The 22,726-nt window shown below is 67.9% G+C and carries 19 protein-coding genes; 17 read left to right on the top strand and 2 right to left on the bottom strand.

All coding sequences use genetic code 11. The annotated features are described in order from the left end of the window. Positions 1-50: 50 nt before the first annotated feature. Genes B2W22_RS19325 through B2W22_RS19265 form a run of 13 tightly spaced genes read left to right on the top strand, consistent with a single transcriptional unit; the run spans position 51 to position 13,764 of the window. On the top strand, positions 51-848 hold the full coding sequence (locus B2W22_RS19325; protein ID WP_175126063.1) for a GntR family transcriptional regulator: 798 nt from the start codon (positions 51-53) through the stop codon (positions 846-848). A 20-nt stretch (positions 849-868) separates the two neighbouring features. Further along, a complete protein-coding gene (locus tag B2W22_RS19320; protein WP_286939252.1) occupies positions 869-2,074 on the top strand; it encodes an ABC transporter substrate-binding protein in 1,206 nt (401 codons plus the stop codon). 8 nt (positions 2,075-2,082) lie between these two features. Continuing rightward, on the top strand, positions 2,083-2,955 hold the full coding sequence (locus B2W22_RS19315; RefSeq protein WP_175138953.1) for a branched-chain amino acid ABC transporter permease: 873 nt from the start codon (positions 2,083-2,085) through the stop codon (positions 2,953-2,955). 2 nt (positions 2,956-2,957) lie between these two features. Next, positions 2,958-3,929: a branched-chain amino acid ABC transporter permease gene (locus B2W22_RS19310; protein ID WP_175126066.1), complete on the top strand. Its 972-nt coding sequence runs from the start codon at positions 2,958-2,960 to the stop codon at positions 3,927-3,929. Then, positions 3,922-4,677 (top strand): ABC transporter ATP-binding protein, encoded by a 756-nt coding sequence (locus B2W22_RS19305; protein WP_056570099.1) that lies wholly within the window; start codon positions 3,922-3,924, stop codon positions 4,675-4,677. Before B2W22_RS19310 ends, B2W22_RS19305 begins: the two co-directional genes overlap by 8 nt. Continuing rightward, on the top strand, positions 4,674-5,384 hold the full coding sequence (locus B2W22_RS19300) for an ABC transporter ATP-binding protein (protein ID WP_175126067.1): 711 nt from the start codon (positions 4,674-4,676) through the stop codon (positions 5,382-5,384). Before B2W22_RS19305 ends, B2W22_RS19300 begins: the two co-directional genes overlap by 4 nt. A gap of 2 nt (positions 5,385-5,386) precedes the next feature. Continuing rightward, positions 5,387-6,655, top strand: a complete 1,269-nt coding sequence (locus B2W22_RS19295) for a 3-isopropylmalate dehydratase large subunit (RefSeq protein WP_286939249.1) — start codon at positions 5,387-5,389, stop codon at positions 6,653-6,655. Further along, positions 6,652-7,152 (top strand): 3-isopropylmalate dehydratase, encoded by a 501-nt coding sequence (locus B2W22_RS19290; RefSeq protein ID WP_286939247.1) that lies wholly within the window; start codon positions 6,652-6,654, stop codon positions 7,150-7,152. The genes B2W22_RS19295 and B2W22_RS19290 overlap by 4 nt, the downstream gene beginning before the upstream one ends. A 10-nt stretch (positions 7,153-7,162) precedes the next feature. Beyond that, a complete protein-coding gene (locus tag B2W22_RS19285; RefSeq protein WP_286939245.1) occupies positions 7,163-8,833 on the top strand; it encodes a hydantoinase B/oxoprolinase family protein in 1,671 nt (556 codons plus the stop codon). After that, on the top strand, positions 8,830-10,878 hold the full coding sequence (locus B2W22_RS19280) for a hydantoinase/oxoprolinase family protein (protein ID WP_286939243.1): 2,049 nt from the start codon (positions 8,830-8,832) through the stop codon (positions 10,876-10,878). The genes B2W22_RS19285 and B2W22_RS19280 overlap by 4 nt, the downstream gene beginning before the upstream one ends. A gap of 9 nt (positions 10,879-10,887) precedes the next feature. Beyond that, the gene (locus tag B2W22_RS19275) at positions 10,888-11,496 is read left to right on the top strand and encodes a cysteine hydrolase family protein (RefSeq protein WP_286939241.1); all 609 of its coding nucleotides are present in this window, start codon (positions 10,888-10,890) and stop codon (positions 11,494-11,496) included. A 44-nt stretch (positions 11,497-11,540) separates the two neighbouring features. Beyond that, positions 11,541-12,890 (top strand): FAD-dependent oxidoreductase, encoded by a 1,350-nt coding sequence (locus B2W22_RS19270; protein ID WP_414631988.1) that lies wholly within the window; start codon positions 11,541-11,543, stop codon positions 12,888-12,890. A gap of 10 nt (positions 12,891-12,900) precedes the next feature. Beyond that, on the top strand, positions 12,901-13,764 hold the full coding sequence (locus B2W22_RS19265; RefSeq protein ID WP_218343511.1) for an isocitrate lyase/PEP mutase family protein: 864 nt from the start codon (positions 12,901-12,903) through the stop codon (positions 13,762-13,764). Positions 13,765-13,881: 117 nt separating this feature from the next. On the opposite strand, the gene B2W22_RS19260 is transcribed toward B2W22_RS19265, so the two are convergent. After that, positions 13,882-14,505: a chorismate--pyruvate lyase family protein gene (locus B2W22_RS19260; RefSeq protein WP_175138961.1), complete on the bottom strand. Its 624-nt coding sequence runs from the start codon at positions 14,503-14,505 to the stop codon at positions 13,882-13,884. A gap of 159 nt (positions 14,506-14,664) precedes the next feature. Between B2W22_RS19260 and B2W22_RS19255 the strand changes: the two genes are divergently transcribed. Next, positions 14,665-15,396, top strand: a complete 732-nt coding sequence (locus tag B2W22_RS19255; protein ID WP_175126076.1) for a pseudouridine synthase — start codon at positions 14,665-14,667, stop codon at positions 15,394-15,396. 201 nt (positions 15,397-15,597) lie between these two features. Here B2W22_RS19255 and B2W22_RS19250 read toward each other — a convergent pair whose 3' ends face one another. Further along, the gene (locus B2W22_RS19250; protein ID WP_175126096.1) at positions 15,598-16,509 is read right to left on the bottom strand and encodes a LysR family transcriptional regulator; all 912 of its coding nucleotides are present in this window, start codon (positions 16,507-16,509) and stop codon (positions 15,598-15,600) included. Between the two features lie 349 nt (positions 16,510-16,858). On the opposite strand from B2W22_RS19250, the gene B2W22_RS19245 reads away from it, so the two are divergent. The 3 genes from B2W22_RS19245 to adeC are packed head-to-tail and all read left to right on the top strand — an operon-like array spanning position 16,859 to position 22,723. Next, the gene (locus B2W22_RS19245; protein WP_175185213.1) at positions 16,859-18,052 is read left to right on the top strand and encodes an efflux RND transporter periplasmic adaptor subunit; all 1,194 of its coding nucleotides are present in this window, start codon (positions 16,859-16,861) and stop codon (positions 18,050-18,052) included. A 13-nt stretch (positions 18,053-18,065) separates the two neighbouring features. Then, positions 18,066-21,245 carry an efflux RND transporter permease subunit gene (locus tag B2W22_RS19240; protein ID WP_175185178.1) on the top strand — a complete coding sequence of 1,060 codons (3,180 nt, stop codon included), beginning with the start codon at positions 18,066-18,068 and terminating at the stop codon, positions 21,243-21,245. Beyond that, positions 21,245-22,723, top strand: a complete 1,479-nt coding sequence (adeC, locus tag B2W22_RS19235; protein WP_286939233.1) for an AdeC/AdeK/OprM family multidrug efflux complex outer membrane factor — start codon at positions 21,245-21,247, stop codon at positions 22,721-22,723. Before B2W22_RS19240 ends, adeC begins: the two co-directional genes overlap by 1 nt. Positions 22,724-22,726 lie beyond the last annotated feature (3 nt).

Below are 22,726 nucleotides of genomic sequence, written 5' to 3'. Positions count from 1 at the left end.
AGCCATTTGTTCCATTGACCGTACATTAGGACACCCCTAGAGTTCCCGTCATGGGAACCTCATTACCACTTCCGAAGTACCACCAGATCTATCTCGTCCTGCGCGAGCAATTGCAGGAGGGGCGGTTCGATCAGGATGGCGTGCCCGGAGAGCATGCGCTGGCGGACCAGTTCGACGTGGCGCGCATCACCATCCGCAAGGCAATGGAGATGCTGGTCGCGGACGGGTTGGTGACGCGCCGGCCCGGCCTGGGCACCTGGCCCCTGCGCGGCGCACCCAGCGCCCACGCCGCGGCGGCCCCCAGCGCGCAACAGAAGGCGCACCTGACCGGCCTTCTGGAAAACATCGTCAACATGGGCCTGCGCACGTCCGTGCAGGTGCTGGACAGCACGCTGGTGTTTGCGCCGCCCACGGTGGCCGAGGCGCTGCACATTCCGTCCGGCACGCCCGTGCACAAGAGCCTGCGGGTGCGCAGCACCGACGCGGGGCCGCTGTCCCACATCACCACCTACGTGCCGCAGTCCGTGGCCGATTTCACGCGTGAAGACCTCGAGCGCGAGCCGCTGCTGATGCTGCTGGAAGCGGCCGGCGTGGAGTTCGGCGGCGCCACGCAGACCATTTCCGCACGCCTGGCAGATGCGCAGGTCGCGCGCCATCTGGACGTGTCGGTGGGCTCGGCCTTGCTGGCCGTCACGCGCCTGGTGCGCGATGTCGGCGACCGGCCCGTGCAATTGCTGCAGGGCCTGTACCGGCCCGATCGCTACCAATATCAGTTGCAGCTATCGCGCGTCGGCAGCATCGACGCCAAGGTCTGGGTCAGCGAAGAACTGTCGGCCCAATTCCATTGAACCCTTCGGAGATTCGCCCCATGAATTCGCGCCGCACTTTCCTCTACCAATCCGCCGCCGCCGCGGCCCTCGTGTCCGCCCCGTGGGTGGCCCGATCGCAGGGCGCCGCGCCCATCAAGGTCGGCGTGCTGCACCCGGTGACCGGCGCGCTGGCGTATTCGGGCCAGCAATGCCGCCTGGGCGCGCTGCTGGGCATCGAGGACATCAACAAGGCGGGCGGTATCAAGTCGATGGGCGGCGCGCCGCTGCAGGCGGTGCTGGGCGATGCGCAGTCGCGTCCCGAGGCGGGTTCGGCCGAAGTCGAGAAGATGAACGAGGCAGGCGTGTCGGCCATCGTGGGCGCGTATGCATCGGCGATCTGCCTGGCGACCACGCAGACGGCCGCCAAGTACAACCTGCCGCATGTGGTGGACGTGGGCGTGGCCGACCAGATCGTCGAGCGCGGCTTGAAGAACACGTTCCGCTTTGGCCCGGGGTATCGCGCCTGTAGCGAACGCGCCATCCTGGACCTGGCCGCGCTGAACGACGCCGCCGGCAAGCCGGCCAAGACCGTCATGATCGTGCACGAGGACTCGCTGTTCGGCACGGGCACGGCGGCGCTGCTGGCCAAGTCGCTGCCGCAGCACGGCTTCGAGGTCAAAGAGATCGTCAAGCACCCGAACCCCACGCGCGACTTCAACAACATCGTGCTGCGCATGCGCTCGGTGAACCCGGACATCGTGATTCCGGCCAACTACTACAACGAATACGCCTTGCTGCTGCGCGCGATGAAGCAGCAGAAGGTGCAGCCCAAGGCCATCTACTCCGTGCTGGGCGGGGCGGCATCCAGCTACAAGTTCCTGAAGGAATTCCCGGACATCGCCAACGGCATCATCGACTGCAACCACTGGTTCAACCCCAAGGACGCGCGCGTTGCGCCTCTGAAGGCCCGCGTGGAAGAGAAGGGCGCGTACTTCAGCTACGAGGTCTTCATGACCTACACCGCGATGCTGCTGCTGGCCGACGCGCTGGAACGCGCCAAGTCCGCCGACCGCGCCGCGATCATCGACGCGCTGGCGGCCAGCACCTTCCAGGACAACCTGATGCCCTACGGCCCGACCAAGTTCGTCAACGGCCAGAACACCGGCGCGCAGCCGCTGCTGACGCAGGTGATCGGGGGCGACATCAAGGTGATCTTCCCGGCCGAATACCGCCAGGCCGACGCCGTGTTTCCGCTGAAGGCCTGACCAGACCCATGCTCGATCCCGCCATCCTCTTTTCCTCGGTGCTGAACGGCCTGACGACGGGCGCGGTCTACGCGCTCATCGCGCTGGGCCTGACCCTGATCTACGGGGTGCTGCACATCATCAACTTCGCCCACGGCGCGGCGCTCATGGTGGCGCTGTACGCCGTCTACCTGCTCAAGGACCGGCTGGGCATCGACCCCTACGCCGCCTTGCCGCTGGTGGTGGCCGGCATGTTCGTGCTGGGCTACGCCTTGCAGCGCCTCGTCATCAATCGCGCCAGCCACGGCAAGGACGAGAACATCCTGCTGGTCACGCTGGGCCTGGCGATCGTGCTGGAGAACCTGGCGCTGGTCTGGTTCAAGTCCGACACGCGCAGCATCGACACGGCGTACACGCTGTCCACGGTAGAGATTGGCCCGGCCATGATTGCGCTGCCCAAGGTCATCGCGTTCTGCGGCGCGCTGGCGGTGGCGGCGGTGCTGTTCTGGATCATCCGCAGCACCGACCTGGGCCGCGCGATCCGCGCCGTCGCCCGGGAAAAGCAGGGCGCCAAGCTCATGGGCATCGACGTTGAAAAGGTCTACGCCCTGTCGTTCGGCATCGGCATGGCGTGCCTGGGCGCGGCGGCGTGTTTCCTCTTGCCCGCTTACTACGTCAATCCGCAGGTGGGCAGCGGCTTCGTGCTGGTCGCCTTCACCATCGTGGTGCTGGGCGGCATGGGCAGTTTCGTGGGGGCGCTGGTGGGCGGACTGCTGATCGGCGTGGTGGAGTCCATCGGAGGCCTGTTCCTGGGCGACTCGCTGGGCCAGATGGGCATCTTCGCGATCTTCATCGCGGTGCTGCTGTTTCGCCCGCAGGGGCTGTTCGGGGCGAGGGGCTGACGATGAAACGGGATCTTTGCGCAATCGCGCTGTTCGGGGTGGTGCTGGTGGCCGTGGCCGCGCTGTCCCAATCGGGCGTGCTGCTGACGTTCGTGATGATGTCGCTGTACGCGGCCCTGCTGTCGCAGGCCTGGAACATTCTGGGCGGGTATGGCGGTCAGTTGTCGTTCGGCCATGCGCTGTTCTTCGGTGTCGGCGCGTATGCGCAGGCGCTGGGCCAGCTCAACCTGGGCCTGAATCCGTGGCTGGTGCTGCCCGGGGCCATCGCGCTGGGCGCGCTGGTCGGCGTGGCGGTGGGCGGGCTGACGTTCCGTTACGGGCTGAAGGGCTCGTACTTCGCGCTGGTCACGCTGGCATTCGCTGAAGTCTTCCGCATTCTGGCGCTGTCGGCGTCGTTCACGGGCGGCGGCGTGGGACTGATGGTGCCGCTGCAGGAAGGCGTGGCCAACATGCAGTTCGGTTCGCGCCGCGGCTACATCTATCTGCTGCTCGCCTTCGTGCTGCTGGCGCTGCTGGTGACCGCGTGGCTGCGCCATTCACGCTTCGGCGCCTACTTGCAGGCCGTGCGCGACAACGAGGACGCGGCGCGCGCCATCGGCGTGAATCCGCTGCGCGTGAAGCTGGGCGGCATCGCGCTGTCGGCGGCCTTCATGAGCGTGGCCGGCGCCTTCTACGTGCAGGTCTTCCAATACATCGATCCGGGCATTGCTTTCGGCTCGGCCGTGTCGGTGGAGGCGCTGGTCGGCGCCATCGTCGGGGGCATGGGCACGCTGTGGGGCCCATTGCTGGGCGCGGTGACGCTGCATGCGCTGGCCGACCTGACCCGCAACCTGTTCGGCGAGCTGCCTGGCATCAGCATGGTCATCTACGGCGTGGTGCTGATCCTGATCGTCATGTTCATGCCGCGCGGCATCACCGGCGGCGGTCAGTCGCTGGGTCGCCTGTTCAAAATGAAGGAGCGCGCCCGTGTCTGAGATCCTGCTGCAAGCGCGCAATCTGTCCATCACCTTCGGCGGCCTGAAGGCCGTGCAGGACGTCAGCCTGGACGTGCCGCAAGGTTCGCTTACCGCCCTGGTGGGTCCCAATGGCGCGGGCAAGACCACGCTGTTTGGCTTGCTGTCGGGTTTTCTGAAACCTGGTTCCGGTTCCGTGCACTTTGCTGGACAGGACATCACGGGCCAAGCGCCGCACGAATCCGCGCGGCTTGGCCTGACCCGCACTTTCCAGATCGTGCAGCCGTTCGGCGCGCAGACGGTGCGCCAGAACATCGCCGTGGGCGCGCATCTGCGCCTGGCGGATCGCGACGAGGCGCTGGCCGCAGCCGAGGCCGTGGCCGCGCGCGTCAACCTGCAGGCCTCGCTGGACAAGCCGGCGGCCGACCTGACGGTGGCCGGACGCAAGCGCCTGGAACTGGCGCGCGCGCTGGCCACCCGGCCGCGCCTCTTGCTGCTGGACGAGGTGCTGGCGGGCCTGAATCCCAGTGAGATCGACGAGATGATTCCGGTGGTGAAGAAACTGGTGGACGATGGCGTCACCGTACTGATGATCGAACACGTGATGCGCGCCGTGATGAGCCTGGCCGAGCACGTGTGGGTCCTGGCGCAGGGCCGGTTGATCGCGGCGGGCACACCCGGCGAGGTCACGCGCGATCCCAAGGTGGTCGAGGCCTATCTGGGCCACGGCGCGGCGGCCCGGCTGGCCGCGCAGGGAGCCCCGGCATGAGCGCGCTGCTGGAGGTCAAGGGCCTGCGGGCGGGCTACGGTCGCATGGAAGTGCTGCGCGGCGTGGACCTGGACGTGCAGGCGGGCGAGATCGTGGTGCTGCTGGGCAGCAATGGCGCGGGCAAATCCACGCTGAATAACACGGTATGCGGCCTGTGCAGGCCGTGGGGCGGTACGGTGCGGTTCGAGGGCCAGGATCTGACCGGCCGCCACTACCGGCAGGTGGTGCAGGCCGGCCTGATCCAGGTGCCCGAGGGCCGCCGCGTTTTCCCGAACCTGAGCGTGCGCGAAAACCTGGAGCTGGGCTCCTTCACCCGGGCGCGCGAACGCCGCGCGCAGAATCTGGACAAGGTGCTCGACATTTTCCCGCGCCTGCGGGAGCGCCTGGACCAGTTGGCCGGCACGATGTCGGGCGGGGAACAGCAAATGCTGGCAATCGGCCGCGGCCTCATGGCCGAGCCGCGCCTGTTGATCCTCGACGAACCCTCGCTTGGCCTGTCGCCGCTGATGGTCGAGGAATTGTTCGGCCTCATCAAGCGGTTGCACGGCGACGGACTGGCGATTCTGCTGGTCGAGCAGAACGTGGGTCAGTCCCTGGAAACGGGACAGCGGGCCTATGTCCTGGAAAACGGCGCCGTGCGGTACAGCGGCAGCTGTCCCGACCTGCTGGCCAGCGACGACGTGCGCCGCGCCTATCTGGGGATGTAATCATGGCCCAGCCTCAAACCCTGGCCCAGAAGCTGATCGCCGCCGCCTGCGGGCGTGAGACGGTGGCTGAGGGCGAAATCGTGACCTGTGCGGTTGATCTGGCGATGTTCCACGATTCCAGCGGCCCGCGGCGCTTGAAGCCCATGCTGGAAGAGCTGGGCGCCACGCTGTGGGATCCGTCGCGGATCGTGCTGGTCATTGACCACTACGTGCCGGAATCCGACGACGAATCGCGCCGCATCGTGCGCATTGCACGCGACTGGGCCGCGGAGCAGCAACTGCCCAACGTGTATGACTCCGTCGGCATCTGCCACGTGGTGGTGCCGCAGCACGGACACATCCGGCCCGGCATGTTCTGCGTGGGCGGCGATTCGCATTCGCCCACCGGCGGCGCGTTCGGGGCCTACATGTTCGGCATCGGCAGCACCGAGATGCTGGGCGTGGCGGTCACTGGCCAGATCTGGGTCAAGGTGCCCAAGACGCTGATGATGCATTGGCGCGGCCAGCTGGCCGCCGGCGTCACGGCCAAGGACATGATGCTGCACATGATCGGCCGCTACGGCATGAACGGCGGACGCTACCAGGCGGTGGAGTTCTGCGGCGAGGCCGTTCGCGCGCTGTCCATGCAGGAGCGCATGACGCTGTCGAACATGAGCGCGGAACTGGGTTCGCAAGTGGGGCTCATCGCGCCGGACGAGACCACCGCAGCCTGGCTGCGGGAGGCGGGCGTGACCGAGGAACTGGATCTGGCCCGCTGGCAGAGCGACCGCGACGCCGGTGCCGAGTGGCACGAGTTCGATGCCGCCGCGCTGGCCCCGCAGGTTGCCGCGCCGCACAGCCCGGCCAACGCGCGCGGCGTGGACACCTATAGCGACGTGCCGGTGCAGGTGGCCTACATCGGCGCATGCACCGGCGCCAAGCTGGAAGACCTGCGCGCCGCGGCCACCGTCCTGCGCGGTCGCCGTCTGGCGGACGGCATGCAGCTGATGGTCGCGCCGGCCAGCCGGCAGGACCAGGATCAGGCCGACCGCGAAGGCGTCATGCAGGTGCTGCGCGACGCCGGCGCCCAGGTGTTGGCCACGTCGTGCGGCGCCTGTGCGGGCTATGGCGGGTCCATTCCGGACGGCGCCAGCGTCATCGCCACCACCGCGCGCAATTTCAAGGGCCGCATGGGGTCGGAGACCGCGCAGGTCTACCTGGCCTCGCCCTACACGGTGGCGGCCTCGGCCGTGGTGGGGCGCGTGGCCGACCCCCGGGAGTTCCTGGCATGAATGCAGACACCACGACGCACCGCGTCTGGCGCGTGGGCGCGGACATCGACACCGATGCGCTCGCGCCCGGCGCCTACATGAAGTTCGGCATCGACGAAATCGCGCGCCACTGCCTGCAACGCGTCCGTCCGGACTTTGCCGGGCAGGTGCAGCCGGGCGATGTGCTGGTGGCCGGCCCCAACTTCGGTATCGGCTCGTCGCGCGAGCAGGCCGCGGCCGCCCTGGTGCGCCTGGGCGTGGCCGCGGTGATTGCGCCGTCCTTCAACGGCCTGTACTTCCGCAACGCCTTCAATGTCGGACTGTTGCTGCTGACGTGCAGCCAGGCCGAGACCCTGGCCGAGGGCGAGGGCATCACATTCGACCCCGTCGCCGGACGCATTGGCCGCCCCAGGGGCACGCCCGCCGAATTGCACTGCGAGACCGTGCCCGGCTTTCTGCTTGACATGGTGCAGGCCGGCGGACTGCTGAATCTGCTGAAACAGCGTCAAACCTCTTAGGAACAACATCATGCTTGACCCCGTTACCCTGGCGGTCCTGAAGGGCCGCCTGGAACAGATCGCCGACGAAATGGACGCGACGCTGTACCGCAGCGCGTTCAATCCCATCATTGCCGAGGCTCATGACGCCTGCCACGGCATGTACGACGCCGCCACCGGCGCCACGCTGATCCAGGGCAAGTCGGGCTTGCCCGTCTTCGTGGGCGCGATGGCGTTCGCGGTGAAGGCGGCGGCCAAGACCGCGGCCGAGCGCGGCGGCATGACGGACGGCGACGTGTGGCTGTTCAACGACCCGTACGAGGGCGGCACGCACGCCAACGACTTCAAGCTGGTCAAGCCGGTGTTCCGCGGCGGCAAGCTCTTCTGCTTCCTGGCGTCGGCCGCCCACTGGCACGACGTGGGCGGCGCGGTGCCCGGCAACTACAACCCGGCCGCCACCGAATGCTGGCAGGAAGCGGTGCAGATTCCGCCCGTGCGCATCGTGCGCGCCGGTGTGCTGGACCAGGACGTGCTGGCCATCCTGAAGGCCAATACCCGTCTGCCCGACAGCCTGTGGGGCGACCTGAACGGCCAGCTGGCCGCGCTGGAACTGGGCGCGCGGCGTCTGGACGGTTTGCTGGATGAATACGGCGACGCCACGGTGCTGGAATCGCTTGACACGCTGCGGGAACGCGCGCGCCGCCTGATGCGCGACCACATCGCCCGCCTGCCGGATGGCGCATACGCCTTTGAGGACATGCTGGACAACGACGGCGTGCGCGACGCGCCGCTGCGTATCGCGCTCAAGCTCACCATCGCCGGCGACCGGCTGGGGCTGGACTTCACCGGCACGTCGCCGGCGTGCGCGGGTCCGGTCAACATCTCGCGCGCCACGGCCATCGCGGCCTGCTACGTGGCGCTTAAACACCTGTTCCCGGACGTGCCGGCCAACGCCGGGGTGCTGGACGCGGTGGACGTGACGCTGCCAGACGGCCTGGTGATTTCGGCCGACCGCCCGCGTCCCGTGGGCGGCTACACCGAAACCATTCTGCGCATGATCGACGTGATCTTCTGCGCCATGGCCCAGGCCGCGCCAGACCGCGCCATGGCGCAGGCCTACGGCACGATCAACGCGCTGTCGATCGCCGGCTACCGCAGCGACGCCGCCCGCAAGGGCCAGCGCTGGGTCATGTTCAGCTTCTTCGGCGGCGGTCACGGCGGCCATTCGGATGGCGACGGCCTGAGCCACGGCAACGCGCCGATCTCCACCGCCACCATTCCGCCGCTGGAAATCCTGGAAGCGGCGTATCCCGTGCGTTTCACGCAATGGGCGCTGCGGCCGGACTCGGCGGGCGACGGCGCGCACCGGGGCGGCCTGGGCGCCATCTATGAAATCGAATTGCTGGAAGACAGCGCCGAAGCCTTCATCTTCGGCGAACGCGGCCGTAGCGCGCCCAAGGGCATAGCGGGCGGCGGCCAGGCAGCGCTCAACGTCTTCCGCTATCAGCAGGACGGCCAGTGGCAGTCCCCGCCCATGAGTTCGAAGATGCTGGGCATCCGGTTGCAGCGCGGTGATCGCGTGCGTCTGGAAACGCCGGGCGGAGGCGGCTACGGCGAGCCCGCGCGGCGCGATCCTGCGGCGCGCGAGCACGATCGCAAGATGGGCTATGTGAGCGACATTCAGAAGGAGCAGTCGGCATGAGCGCGGCGCAAGGTTTGGTGGTGGGCGTGGACGTGGGCGGCACGTTCACGGATCTGTTCGTGCTGGACGAGGCGGGCGGCAGCGCCCGCGTGGTCAAGGTGCCGTCGACCCGCGGCGAGGAAGCGCGCGGCTTCATGAACGGCATTGCACGGGTGGCGGACGGCGCGGGCGACATTGCGACCATCGTGCATGGCACCACGGTGGGCACCAATGCGCTGCTCGAGCGCAAGGTGGCGCGCACCGGCATCATCACGACCGAAGGTTTTCGCGACGTGCTGGAAATGCGCCGGCGCGACCGTCCACAAACGTGGGGCCTGCGCGGCAACTATGAACCCGTGGTGCCGCGCGACCTGCGGCTGGAAGTGCGCGAGCGCGTGCTGGCCGACGGCGCGCTGCACACGCCCGTCGATCTGGACCAGGTCGAGGCCGCGGCGCGCGCGCTGCTGGAGGCGGGCTGCGACGCGGTCTGCGTCTTCTTCGTCAATGCCTATGCCAATCCGGTGAATGAGGCCCAGGCCGCGGCTCGCGTGCGGTCCATCTGGCCCAACGGCAACGTCACCGCCGCGACCGAGGTGCTGCCCGAGATCCGCGAATTCGAGCGCTGCTCGACGGCCGTGCTGAACGCGGCGCTGCAGCCCGTGGTGGGCAGCTACCTGACGCGATTGGAATCGGACCTGCAGCAGCACGGCTTCGAAGGCGAGCTGCTGGTGGTGCAGAGCAATGGCGGCGTCATGTCGCGCCAGACGGCGTGCGACGTGCCCGTGCGCACGGCGTTGTCCGGTCCGGCGGCCGGCGTCATCGCCTGCGCGGCCATCGCGCGCGCCGCGGGCTTTCCCAACGTGGTCACGGGCGACATGGGCGGCACCTCGTTCGACGTGTCGCTGGTGGCCGAGGGCGAGGCCTCGCTGTCGGCGCAGACTGCCATCGACTTCGGCATGGTCGTGCGCGCCCCGATGATCCAGATCGAAACCATCGGCGCGGGCGGCGGCTCGATCGCCAGCGTGGACGCCGGCGGCCTGCTGCAGGTCGGCCCCGAATCCGCGGGCAGCATTCCCGGCCCGGCCTGCTACGGCCGCGGCAACACCCGCCCCACGGTTACCGACGCCAATGTGCTGCTGGGCCGCATCGCCGCGGAACGTCCGCTGGGTGGCGGCCTCCTGGCCAAGATGGACGTCGAGCTGGCGCGCGCCGCCATTGACGAGCACGTCGCGCGCCCGCTGGGCTTGGACGTCCACGCCGCGGCGGAGGCCATCCTGACCGTGGCCAACGCCAAGATGGCGGGCGCGATCCGCGTCGTCTCCATCGAACGCGGCCACGACCCGCGCAAGTTCGCCTACATGCCGTTCGGCGGCGGCGGCGCGCTGCATGTGTGCGCCATGATGAACGAGGTGGACGCCGCCCACGGGATCGTTCCGCGCTATCCGGGCGTGACCTCGGCGCTGGGCTGCGTCATGGCCGACATGCGCCACGACGGCGTCCAGACCCTGAACGTAGCGCTGAACGCGCTGGATGCTGCCGATCTGCTGGCCCGCATCGACGAGCTTGCGGACGCGTGCCAGGCGCGTCTGGATTCGGCGGGCGTGTCCTTCGAGGGCATCCGCGAAAGTATTGAACTCGACATGCTGTATGTAGGCCAGAGCCACACCGTGCGCGTGGAAGTGGGCCGCGCGGACCTCACCCGCGACGGCATCGCCGCCGCATTCGACCGTGCCTACCAGGCCGCCTTCGGCCGCAGCCTGACCGGCATTCCGGTCCGCATCCTGAATCTGCGCTATGCCCGCATCGGCCAGCGCCCCAAGTTCGATCTGGCCTTGCTGGCGCCGACCAGTACGGCCATGCCCGATGCGCTGGGCACCCAGCGGGTGTTTCACGCCGGGCAATGGCACGACGCCGTGCGCTACGCGCGCCTGGACCTGCCGGTCGGCGCCGAGGTGGCGGGACCCGCCATCCTCGAGCAGCCGGACACCACCATCTGGATCGAGCCTGGCTTCGCGGGCCGCGTCGATTCCCTGGGCAACATGCTCATCGCCCGCACCGCATCGTAGGAACCCGCCATGCACGCCTTCGATCCCCGCACGACCGCGCTGGTCATCATCGACCTGCAGAACGACTTCCTGGCGCCGGGCGGCGCCTATGACCGCGGCGGCGCGGTCAGCCCGCAGGCCAGAGCCTTGCCGGCGCGCGTGGCGCCCGTGGCCCGCGCGCTGAAAGGGCAGGGCGGCTTCGTGGCCGCCAGCCAGTTCACGCTGTGGCCCGACGCGCACGGCGAGCCCATGATCTCGCCGCATCTCAAGCAATTGCGCCCGTTCCTGCGCCGCGGCGACTTCGTGGCCGGTTCAACAGGGCAGGCCAACGTGGCCGAGCTGGACGGGCTGGTCGACGTGTCGGTCTGGAAGGTCGCGTATTCGGCCTTCTTCAACACGCAGCTGGACTGGGTGCTGCGGCGCGCGGACATTTCCAGCGTGGTGGTGGCGGGCATCGTCACCAACGGCGGCGTTGCCAGCACGGTGCGCGACGCCCACATGCGCGACTATCACGTGACGGTGCTGGCCGACGGCTGCGCCGCGCCCACGCCTGCGATGCACGAAGCTGCGCTGGCGGATCTGCGCACGGTGGCCGACGTGGTGACGTGCCAGGACGTGCTGGACAGGCTGAAGTCGTGAGTGCGCCAATCGTCAGACGGGACGTTGCGCCCGGCGCAGACGCCATGCACGTGCCGGTCGCGATCATCGGCGCGGGCGCCTGCGGCCTGACCGCCGCGCTGCGCCTGGCCAGCGCCGGGATCGAGACGGTGCTGATCGAACGCGATGCCGTGCCCAGCGGATCCACTGCGCTGTCGTCGGGCTTCATTCCCGCGGCCGGTTCTGCCGTGCAGCGGGCAGCGGGCATCGAGGATGACGCGGCGCGCTTTGCCGCCGACATCCAGGCCAAGGCGCACGGGACGGCCTCACCTGAATTGGTGGCTGCCTACGCCGGCGCGGCCGCCGCGGCCATGGACGGGCTTGCCGCGCACGGCCTGCGTTTCGAAGTGCTGGACGGGTTCCTGTACCCCGGCCACACCGCGCGGCGCATGCACACGCTGCCCGAGCGCACCGGCGCGGCGCTGGTCGCGGCCCTGGAACGCGCCGCCACCGAGGCCGGCGCCTATCTGCTGACCCGCGCGCTGGCGCGCGAGATCTGGACGGACGACGCCGGCCGCGTGACCGCCGTCGGCTGCGAACGCCCGGACGGCTCGGTCGACGTGATCGGCTGCGATGTCCTGCTGCTGGCCTGCAACGGCTTTGGCGGCAACGCCGCGATGGTCGGCGAGTACCTGCCCGCGATGCGCGAGGCCGTCTATGGCGGCCACGTCGGCAACGACGGCAGCGCCATCCAGTGGGGCACGCAACTGGGCGCGCGCCTTGCGGACCTGGGCGGCTACCAGGGCCACGGCTCCTGGGCCACGCCGCAGGGCGCGCTGATTTCCTGGGCGGTGATGATGGACGGCGGCGTGCAGATCAATCGCGAGGGCCGCCGCTTTCACGACGAGACGCACGGTTATTCCGAGGCCGCGGTCCACGTGCTGGCGCAGCCGGATTCGGTGGCCTGGAATGTCTTTGACGACCGCACACTCGCCCTGGCGCGCGGCTTTCCCGACTTCGTGCAGGCCGAGCAAGGCCAGGCATTGAAGACGTGCGGCGAAGTGGCGGCGCTGGCCGCGCTGATCGGTTGCGATCCGGACGTGCTGGGCCAGACGCTGGACGCGGTCCGGCCCGGCGCGCCGGACCCGCTGGGACGACGCTTCGAGCGCACGCTGCAGGCGCCGTACCACGCGATCAAGGTGACGGGCGCGCTCTTTCACACGCAAGGCGGACTGGACATCGACGCGCAATGCCGCGTCCTGGACAACGCAGGCCGGGCGCTGCCCAACCTGCTGGCTGCGGGCGGGGCCGCCCGCGGCGTATCGGGCAACGACGTGTCGGGCTATCTGTCCGGCAACGGCTTGCTCAGCGCGGTAGCCGGCGGCCATATCGCCGCGGACACCGCGGCGGCGCTGCTCGGGCGCCGCCTGGATTAGGAAACCCAAGATGCAAACACAGAACCTGAAAGCGCAATTGGCGGCCGGCACGGTGCTGGCCCCCGGCGTCTACGACGCTTTGTCGGCGCTGGTGGCCGAGCAGGCGGGCTTTACCGCGCTGTACCTGTCGGGCGCGTCCATCGCCTACACGCGGCTCGGCCGCTCGGACATCGGTCTGACCACCTATACCGAAGTCGAAGACACGCTAGCCCGTATCGCCGAACGCGTGTCGGCCGCGGTGATCGTGGACGCGGACACGGGCTTCGGCAACGCGCTGAACACCCAGCGCACCGTGCGTGGCTTCGAGCGCGCGGGCGCCGCGATGATCCAGCTTGAGGACCAGACCTTTCCCAAGCGCTGCGGCCACCTGGACGGCAAGAGCGTGATTCCCGCCGCTGAGATGTGCGGCAAGCTGCGCGCCGCCGTTGATGCGCGGGTCAACGCATCCACGCTGATCCTGGCGCGCACGGATGCGCTGGCCTCCGAAGGCCTGGACGCGGCGCTGGACCGCGCCGAAGCCTATCTTGAAGCCGGCGCGGACGCGCTCTTCATCGAGGCGCTGCGCACGCCGGAACAGATGCGCGCCGCGTGCGACCGCTTCGCAGCGCGTGTGCCGCTGCTGGCGAACATGGTGGAGGGCGGCAAGACCCCGGTGCAGGACGCGGGCGCGCTCGCCGCAGCGGGATTTCGCATCGTCATCTTCCCGGGCGGCACGGCGCGCGCGGTCGCGCACACGCTGCAGGGCTACTACGGCAGCCTGCGCGAGCACGGCACGACGGGGCCGTGGAAGGACAGGATGCTGGATTTCGATGGATTGAATGACGTGATCGGCACGCCGGAACTGCTGGAGCAGGGGCGGCGGTACGAGGGCTGAACCCGCTGGCTGCCGGGGCAGGATTCCGGTATCGGGACGGTGCGAGCGGGTGCGGCAGTAGCGGGTCGCCGCGTGGACTGAACGTCTACGCAACGGCCCGAATTCAGCAAGCCCGCCTTAACGCGGCGTGCGCTGGTGCGGCACGAGCGGCGGCACGGGCTGGCCGGCGATCAAATCCCAGAAGTCCGGCAGGAAGCACTCGGCCACGAGCAGCGGCTGGCCCTGGCGCCAGAACACCGAGCGCCGCGCCCAGATCCGGCCGGCCTGCAGCGCGCGTGCCTCCGGCGGAAGAACGTCCGAGGCGGTGGCATGAAACGGCACGGGCGAGGCCAGGCGGCGGCATGCGAAGGGTGATCGGATGACCGTGCTGTCGTGATACAGCATGTCGGCCAGCGGCCGGGTCAACAGGCGCCGCATCCCTTGCCAGGCGCCGTGCGACGCGGTCAGCGGCGTCAGGCTGCGCGCCGGCACGCTGTCCACGCCGTTCACGGACATCAACACCTCGCGGATCCACACCGGAGAGCCCGGCGCAATGCGCATCGCACGCGCCTCGTCAGCCGGCGCGCCGTCGGCGTACTCGGCCAACACCCGCAGACGCACCTGGCCGACCTGGCGGAGACCAGCGGTAAGCGCGCCCGGCCGGAACAGCCAGTGGCGTTGGGCGGGGGACAGAATGGCCGGGGCTTGCGCCAGCCAGCCAGCGGCGAGAGGGGGGCGATGGGCTGCGGGTTGCTTCGTCATGGCTGCGTATTATGCCAAGCCCCGCCCGAAGGCCGTCTGCGTCGCAATGCCGCAGGGCAGGGGACGCTGGCCGTTCCGCGCTGGACGGCCGCACCGGCCGACTGCACTGGTCCTCTGCACTGGAGATCCGCACCGGCCGACCCGCATACAATACCGCCCATGGAAAAAGTACGTATCTCCAAGCTCATGTCCGAGCGCGGACTCTGCTCACGCCGCGAGGCGGACAGCTATATCGAGCGCGGCTGGGTCCGCGTCGACGGCGTCGTCGTGTCCGAATTGGGCGCGCGGGCCTATCCCGACCAGGAAATCACGCTGGAGCGCGCCGCGCATGCGCGCCAGACTTCCCGCGTCACCATCCTCATCAACAAGCCCGTGGGCTATGTCTCCGGCCAGGCGGAAAAAGGCTACACGCCGGCCGTCGCCCTGATCGATTCCCGCTCCCGCTTCGCCAACGACCGCGCCCCGCAGCGGTTCGAACGCGCGCACCTCGAAGGCCTGGCCGTCGCTGGCCGCCTGGACATCGATTCGCAAGGACTCCTCGTCCTCACGCAGGACGGCCGCGTCGCCAAGCAGCTGATCGGCGAAGACTCCACGGTCGACAAGGAATATCTGGTCCGCGTTCAGGGCGAGCTGTCCGACAACGGCCTGGCGCTGTTGAACCACGGACTATCGCTGGACGGCAAACCGCTCAAGCGCGCGCAGGTGCGCTGGCAGAACCACGATCAACTGCGATTCGTGCTGCGCGAAGGCAAAAAACGCCAGATCCGCCGCATGTGCGAACTGGTGGGCCTGAAGGTGATCGGCCTGAAACGCGTACGCATCGGCCGCGTTGCGCTGGGCGATCTGCCGCTGGGCCAATGGCGCTATCTGCGCGACGACGAATCGTTCTGAGCTGGTGTCTGACACCCGCCGTCCACACCATCGTGAGACGGCCTCCAGCGCAGGTGTCTGACACCCTGGTGAGCGCCCCTTCATCCTGAGTTGCCCTCCAGAGGGTGTCTGACACCGACAGCGAGACACCGCTCGCAGCATTGGTCACCTGACTCGACAACACTTGTCAGCGTCCGAAGGGTTTTTCAGTCGGTTTCGATCTCAGCGGGATTTCATGAAACCGGGCGTATCCTTCGCTTGCCAGTGGCTGCCCAGGCGCTCCATCAGGAATTCGATGAAGATCCGCGTTTTGGCGGGCAGCAGCCGCGTCTCCGTGACCGCATGCACCGGAAACGGTCCCAACTGCCAATCGGGCAGTACGCGCTGCAACTGGCCTGACTGCTGTTCCGACATCTGACCACCCACCAGCACCGCGATGCCCGCGCCCAGCATGGCCAGGCGCCGGGCCATGGCGACGCCGTTGACGGAAAACCGGTTGCCCGGCGTGAACTCGATGTGCTGCTCGCCGTTCGTAAGCGGCCAGCGCGTCACGCGGCCTGCGCCTTCCGCGCGGAACTCGATGCACTCGTGCCGGGTCAGGTCGCTGGGATGCCTCGGTTCACCGTGCTTTTCCAGGTAATCGCGCGAGGCATACAGGTAGGCAGGCAGCATGCCCAGCAGTCTTGCAATCTGGGTCGAATCGGGCAGGTCGCCGATTTCGATCGACACGTCGCAGGTCTGGAACACGCGAGACGCGTGGTCCGGGTTCGCGAGGTCCAGGAAAAACGTCACATCGGGATAGCGCCGGGAGAACTCCATGAACGACTCAGCCAGGAAATCCGTGCCGAAATCCGCGGGCATGTTGACCCGCAGCGGCCCGGTGGGCGTGTCGACTAGCTTCTGCAATTCTTCATGGGCGATCTGCGCTTCGGCCACGATGCGCTGGCAGCGTTCGAAATACAGCCGGCCGGCATCGGTCAGTTCCACCTTGCGCGTGGTGCGGCTGAGCAGCCGCAACCCCACGGACCGCTCCAATTCGGCCACCTGGCGAGACAAGGTCGACTTGGGGACGCCCAGCGTTGCCGCAGCGCGGCTAAAACTGTGCGTTTTGGCGACCTCGACGAAGAGTTCCATTCCCTGTAGGCGTTTCATGGCGCGATTTTGTCACAGTGCGGATCGCACGATTGTCCCATAAATGGAATGATGTTTTCTCAACATGCCCCTTTGTTTCTAAAGCGGGATAACTCAGAATGCGAGTTCTGCAATGCAGCAATGCGATAAATGTCCAGCCTTGCGTGTTCTACGCGAATCCACCCAGGTCGAACGCCACGGACCGCGCCAAGACGGTCCGACGGGCTGATGTTCTTCGCAGAATCGCCCCAGGCAAAACGGCCTTTCACGGCTATCAGGCACGCGGCGCATGCGCGGCGTGGGGCTACCTTTATTGAAATCGGGAATGCAATCTATGAATAAGAAAAGCGCTATGTGGCGCGGTGCGGCCGTTGTCGCGCTGACGGCATCGGCCCTCACACTGGCCGCCTGCGGCAAGAAGCAAGAGGCGCCTCAGGGCGGCAAGCCGCAAGTGACGGTCGTCACATTGGCGACGCAGCCCGTTTCCCTGACTACCGAACTGCCCGGCCGCACCTCTGCGTTCCGCGTCGCCGAGGTCCGCCCGCAGGTCAACGGCATCGTCCAGAAGCGCCTCTTTACCGAGGGCGGCGAGGTCAAGGCGGGCGAACAGCTCTATCAGATCGATCCCGCTCTTTACCAAGCCAACGTCGACAGCCAGAAGGCCGCGCTGGCTCGCGCCCAGGCGCAGCAAAAGACCGCCGCCCTGCTGGCCGAGCGCTACAAGCCGCTGGTCGCCACCCGCGCGGTCAGTCAGCAGACCTACGACAATGCCGTCGCCTCGCGCGATCAGGCCGCCGCCGACGTGCTGTCGGCCAAGGCGGCGCTGGACACGGCCCGCATCAATCTCGTCTACACCAAGGTCTTGTCGCCGATCGACGGCATCATTGGCCGCTCGGCCGTGACCGAAGGCGCGCTCGTGACCGCCAACCAGACCAGCGCACTTGCCGCGGTGCAGCAGATCGACCCCATCTACGTCGACGTCACGCAGTCCAGCGTGCAGCTCCTGCGCCTGCAGGACGCGCTGGCCACCGGCCAGCTCAAGAAGCTGGACGGCGAGCAGGCCGCGCAGGTCACGCTGACGCTGGAAGACGGCTCGCAATACAAAGAGTCCGGCAAGCTGCAGTTCTCCGAAGTGACCGTGGACCCTGGCACCGGCTCGATCACGCTGCGCGCCGTGTTCCCCAACCCCGACCGCCGTCTGTTGCCCGGCATGTTCGTGCGTGCGCGCCTGGCTGACGGCGTGGCCGCCGACGGCCTGCTGGTGCCGCAACGCGGCGTGACGCGCAATCAGCGCGGCCAGCCGACGGCGCTTGTCGTCAACGCCAAGAACCAGGTTGAACTCCGCGACCTGAAGACCGACCGCGCCATCGGCGACAAGTGGCTCGTCACCGACGGCCTGGCCGCCGGCGACCGCGTGATCGTGGAAGGCCTGCAGATGGTCCGCCCCGGCGTTGAAGTGGTTGCCACCGAAGCCGGCGCCAAGGCCCAGCCGCAAGCGGCCAATGCGCAGGGGGCCGCTGCCCCCGCCGCGCCGGCCAAGCAGTAATCAGGAGCCACGCATGGCAAAGTTTTTTATCGACAGGCCGGTTTTTGCCTGGGTGATCGCGATCGTGCTGATGCTGGCCGGCGCGCTGTCCATCCTGCAGCTTCCGGTCGCCCAGTACCCCAACATCGCGCCGCCCGCCATCGGCATCGCGGTGACCTACCCGGGCGCGTCCGCGCAGACCGTGCAGGACACCGTGGTGCAGGTGATCGAGCAGCAGATGAACGGTCTTGATGGCCTGCAGTACATCTCGTCGGAAAGCAACTCCGACGGCAGCATGTCCATCACGCTGACCTTCAAGCAGGGCACCAACCCCGACACCGCGCAGGTGCAGGTCCAGAACAAGCTGGCGCTGGCGCAGCCGCTTCTGCCGCAGGAAGTGCAGCAGCAGGGCATCCGCGTCACCAAGGCCACGAAGAACTTCCTGATCGTGGCCGGCTTCGTGTCCACCGACGGCACGATGACCAAGGACGACCTGGCCGATTACGTCGCGTCGTACGTCCAGGATCCCATCAGCCGTACGCAGGGCGTGGGCGACTTCCAGCTTTTCGGCTCGCAGTACGCGATGCGGATCTGGCTGGACCCGGCCAAGCTCGTCAATTACGGGCTGACCACGGTCGACGTCACCACCGCCATCAAGGAACAGAACGTCCAGGTCTCGTCCGGGCAATTGGGCGGCCTGCCGTCCGTGCGCGGCCAGCAGCTCAACGCCACCATCATCGGACCGTCGCGCCTGCAGACGGCCGAGGACTTCGGCCAGATCCTGCTGAAGGTCAACTCCGACGGTTCGCAGGTGCGCCTGCGTGATGTCTCGCGCATCGAACTGGGCGGCCAGACCTACGCCATCGACAGCTTCTACAACGGCAATCCCGCTTCCGGCCTGGCCATCAAGCTGGCGCCGGGCGCCAACGCGCTGGACACGGCGCAGGCGGTGCGCGACACCATCAACAACCTCAAGCCGTATTTCCCGCCGGGCATGGACGTCGTCTATCCGTACGACACGACGCCGTTCGTCAGCCTGTCGATCCATGAAGTGTTCAAGACGCTGGTCGAAGCCATCATCCTGGTGTTCCTGGTGATGTATCTCTTCCTGCAGAACTTCCGCGCCACCATCATTCCCACGCTGGCCGTGCCGGTGGTGCTGCTGGGCACGTTCGGCGTGCTGGCGGCGTTCGGCTATTCCATCAACACCTTGACGATGTTCGGGATGGTGCTGGCTATCGGCCTGCTCGTTGACGACGCCATCGTGGTGGTCGAAAACGTCGAGCGGGTGATGGCCGAAGAGGGCCTCACGCCCAAGCAGGCCACCCGCAAATCCATGAGCCAGATCACCGGCGCTCTGATCGGCATCGCGATGGTGCTGGCGGCCGTGTTCGTGCCGATGGCGTTCTTCGGCGGCTCCACGGGCGTGATCTACCGTCAGTTCTCGATCACGATCGTGTCCTCGATGGTGCTGTCCGTGATCGTCGCCATCGTGTTCACGCCGGCGCTTTGCGCGACGCTGCTCAAGCCCATTCCGAAGGGCCATCACGGCGCCAAGAAGGGCTTTTTCGGCTGGTTCAACCGCACGTTCGAGCGCAGCAGCAACGGTTACGCCAATACCGTCGCCCGCGGCCTGAACCGCACCAAGCGCCTGATGGTCGTCTACCTGGCGCTGGTCATCGCGATGGGCTGGATGTTCACCCGCATCCCGACCGCGTTCCTGCCGGCCGAAGACCAGGGCATCCTGTTCGCCCAGATCCAGACGCCGGCCGGCGCCACCGCTGAAGCCACCAAGGCCGTCATCGACGACGCCACCAAGTACCTGCTGACCGAAGAAAAGGACGCCGTCACCTCGGTGTTCGCGGTCAACGGCTTCAACTTCGGCGGCCGCGGCCAGAACGCGTCCATCCTGTTCATCAAGCTGCGCGACTGGGAAGAGCGCGGCGACGCCAGCCTGAAGGCTGCCGCCGTGGCGGGGCGCGCCAACGCGCACTTCGCCAAGACGGAACGCCGCGCGCAACTGTTCGTCGTGCCGCCGCCTTCCGTCATGGAACTGGGCAACGTCACCGGCTTTGACTTCCAGCTGATGGACCGTGCCGGCGTGGGCCACGAGAAGCTGCTTGCCGCGCGCAACCAGTTGCTGGGCGAGGCCGGCAAGAGCCCGGTGCTGGCGGGCGTGCGTCCCAACGGCATCGAAGACGCGCCGCAGTACCAGCTGGACATCGACCGCGAAAAGGCCCGCGCCCTGGGCGTGGCCGTGTCGGACATCAACAGCACGCTCGCCACCGCATGGGGTTCGTCGTACGTCAACGACTTCATCGACCGTGGCCGCGTCAAGAAGGTGTTCGCGCAGGGCGAGGCATCCTCGCGCATGCTGCCGGAAGACCTGAACAAATGGTACGTGCGCAACAAGGATGGCGACATGGTCCCGTTCTCGGCGTTCTCCAGCGCAACGTGGAGCTTCGGCCCGCAGAAGCTGAACCGCTACAACGGTGTGCCGTCGTACAACATCCAGGGCCAGGCGGCGCCGGGCTACAGCTCGGGCGCAGCCATGGAAGAAATGGAACGCCTGGCGGCCAAGTTGCCGGTCGGCGTCGGCTTCGAATGGACCGGCCTGTCGTTCGAAGAACGCCTGTCCGGCGCCCAGGCGCCCGCGCTGTACGCGATCTCGCTCATCGTGGTGTTCCTGTGCCTGGCGGCGCTCTATGAAAGCTGGACCATTCCGTCCGCGGTCATGCTGGTGGTGCCGCTGGGGATCATCGGCGCGCTGCTGGCGACGCTGCTGCGTGGTCTGTCCAACGACGTGTTCTTCCAGGTGGGTCTCTTGACGACAATCGGGCTGGCGGCCAAAAACGCCATCCTGATCGTGGAGTTCGCCAAGGAGCACTATGAAGCGGGCGCCAGCCTGACCGAGTCGGCCATCCACGCCGCCCGTCAGCGTCTGCGTCCCATCCTGATGACGTCCCTGGCGTTCATCCTGGGCGTGACCCCGCTGGCGATTTCCAGCGGTGCGGGCTCGGGCAGCCAGAACGCCATCGGCACGGGCGTGATCGGCGGCATGCTGACCGGCACGTTCCTGGCCATCTTCTTCGTCCCGGCCTTCTTCGTCATCATGCTGCGCGTGTTCAAGGTCAAGCGCATGAGCGAAAACGTCGACAAGCACGACACCAGCGCCAAGGGGCCGCACGACGTGCCGGCGGAGGGTCAACCGTAATGAAACTCCAGATGAGAACCTTGCTGTCTGTATCCCTGGCGGCGGCCCTGGCGGGCTGCTCGCTGGCCCCCACGTACGAGCGTCCCGATGCGCCCATCGACGCCGCGTATCCCACGGGCGCCGCCTACAACGCGGCCCAGGCGGCCGCGCCGGGCGGCATGGCCGTGGCCGACATCGGCTGGCGCGACTTCTTCGGCGATCCGCTGCTGCAACAGCTGATCGAGCAGTCGCTCGTCAACAACCGCGACCTGCGGGTGGCGGCGCTGAACGTCGAGGCCGCGCGCGCGCAGTACCGCATCCAGCGCGCCGACCTGGCGCCCAGCATCGGCGTGGCCGGGCAGGGCTCTGCCCAGCGCACGCCGGCCGACCTGTCGCCCAGCGGCCAGGCCACCACCAGCCACAGCTATCAGGTTGGCGCTGCCATATCCGCCTGGGAACTGGACCTCTTCGGCCGCATCCGCAGCCTGAGCGATCAGGCGCTGGAATCCTACCTGGCGCTGGACGAAACGCGCACGGCGACGCAGCTCACGCTGATCGCCGAGGTGGCGAATGCTTACCTGACGCTGCGCGCGGATCAGGAGCTGCTCAGCCTGACGCGCGACACGCTCAAGAGCCAGGAAGATTCCTACAACCTGACCAAGCAGAGCTACGACCAGGGCCTGTCCACGGCGCTGGACCTGAGCCAGGCCGAAGTCTCGCTGCGCACGGCCCAACGCAACCTGTCGCAATACACGCGCCAGGCCGCGCAGGACCGCAATGCGCTCGTGCTGCTGGTCGGTCAGCCGCTGTCGCCGCAGATGGCCACGGCGTTGGACAACGCAGTCAAGCTGGACGACAGCATGCTGCCGACCACGCTGCCCGCCGGCCTGCCGTCCGACCTGCTGACCCGCCGCCCGGACATCCGCGCGGCAGAGCATCAGCTCAAGGGCGCCAACGCCAACATCGGCGCGGCGCGTGCGGCATTCTTCCCGACCATCAGCCTGACGGGTTCGGCCGGCACCGCCAGCGCCAGCCTGGGCGGCTTGTTCGACGGCGGTTCGGGGGCATGGAGCTTCGTGCCCCAGATCACCGTGCCGATCTTCGCGGGCGGCTCGCTGCTGGCGGGGCTGGACCTGGCGAAAGTGCAGAAGAACATCCAGGTGGCCCAGTACGAAAAGTCGATCCAGACGGGTTTCCGCGAAGTCGCGGATGCGCTGGCCGGCCGCGGCACGCTGGACGAGCAGATCCAGGCCCAACGCCTGCTGGTGGACGCCAATCAGCGCGCGTATGACGCGTCGGAGCAACGTTTCCGGCAGGGCATCGACGACTACCTGAGCGTGCTGGATTCGCAGCGCTCGCTCTATACCTCGCAGCAGGCGCTGGTCGACACGCGTCTGGCGCGTCTGACCAATCTGGTCACGCTGTACAAGGTGCTGGGCGGCGGGTGGACGGAACGTACGGCGGCGGCGCCTGCTGCGCCGGTCACGCCGGCGGGCTGACGC

The sequence above is a fragment of the Achromobacter sp. UBA4530 genome, assembly GCF_002388205.1.
GTDB classification, from domain to species: domain Bacteria; phylum Pseudomonadota; class Gammaproteobacteria; order Burkholderiales; family Burkholderiaceae_B; genus Achromobacter; species Achromobacter animicus.
Note: the sequence above shows the minus strand (reverse complement) of the source record. Positions and strands in the feature narration are given on the sequence as shown.

Coding starts and splice junctions, on each gene's coding strand:
- B2W22_RS19325 (WP_175126063.1), top strand. CDS start 51: ATGGGAACCTCATTACCACTTCCGAAGTACCACCAGATCTATCTCGTC.
- B2W22_RS19320 (WP_286939252.1), top strand. CDS start 869: ATGAATTCGCGCCGCACTTTCCTCTACCAATCCGCCGCCGCCGCGGCC.
- B2W22_RS19315 (WP_175138953.1), top strand. CDS start 2,083: ATGCTCGATCCCGCCATCCTCTTTTCCTCGGTGCTGAACGGCCTGACG.
- B2W22_RS19310 (WP_175126066.1), top strand. CDS start 2,958: ATGAAACGGGATCTTTGCGCAATCGCGCTGTTCGGGGTGGTGCTGGTG.
- B2W22_RS19300 (WP_175126067.1), top strand. CDS start 4,674: ATGAGCGCGCTGCTGGAGGTCAAGGGCCTGCGGGCGGGCTACGGTCGC.
- B2W22_RS19295 (WP_286939249.1), top strand. CDS start 5,387: ATGGCCCAGCCTCAAACCCTGGCCCAGAAGCTGATCGCCGCCGCCTGC.
- B2W22_RS19290 (WP_286939247.1), top strand. CDS start 6,652: ATGAATGCAGACACCACGACGCACCGCGTCTGGCGCGTGGGCGCGGAC.
- B2W22_RS19285 (WP_286939245.1), top strand. CDS start 7,163: ATGCTTGACCCCGTTACCCTGGCGGTCCTGAAGGGCCGCCTGGAACAG.
- B2W22_RS19280 (WP_286939243.1), top strand. CDS start 8,830: ATGAGCGCGGCGCAAGGTTTGGTGGTGGGCGTGGACGTGGGCGGCACG.
- B2W22_RS19275 (WP_286939241.1), top strand. CDS start 10,888: ATGCACGCCTTCGATCCCCGCACGACCGCGCTGGTCATCATCGACCTG.
- B2W22_RS19270 (WP_414631988.1), top strand. CDS start 11,541: ATGCACGTGCCGGTCGCGATCATCGGCGCGGGCGCCTGCGGCCTGACC.
- B2W22_RS19265 (WP_218343511.1), top strand. CDS start 12,901: ATGCAAACACAGAACCTGAAAGCGCAATTGGCGGCCGGCACGGTGCTG.
- B2W22_RS19260 (WP_175138961.1), bottom strand. CDS start 14,505: ATGACGAAGCAACCCGCAGCCCATCGCCCCCCTCTCGCCGCTGGCTGG.
- B2W22_RS19255 (WP_175126076.1), top strand. CDS start 14,665: ATGGAAAAAGTACGTATCTCCAAGCTCATGTCCGAGCGCGGACTCTGC.
- B2W22_RS19250 (WP_175126096.1), bottom strand. CDS start 16,509: ATGGAACTCTTCGTCGAGGTCGCCAAAACGCACAGTTTTAGCCGCGCT.
- B2W22_RS19245 (WP_175185213.1), top strand. CDS start 16,859: ATGTGGCGCGGTGCGGCCGTTGTCGCGCTGACGGCATCGGCCCTCACA.
- B2W22_RS19240 (WP_175185178.1), top strand. CDS start 18,066: ATGGCAAAGTTTTTTATCGACAGGCCGGTTTTTGCCTGGGTGATCGCG.
- adeC (WP_286939233.1), top strand. CDS start 21,245: ATGAAACTCCAGATGAGAACCTTGCTGTCTGTATCCCTGGCGGCGGCC.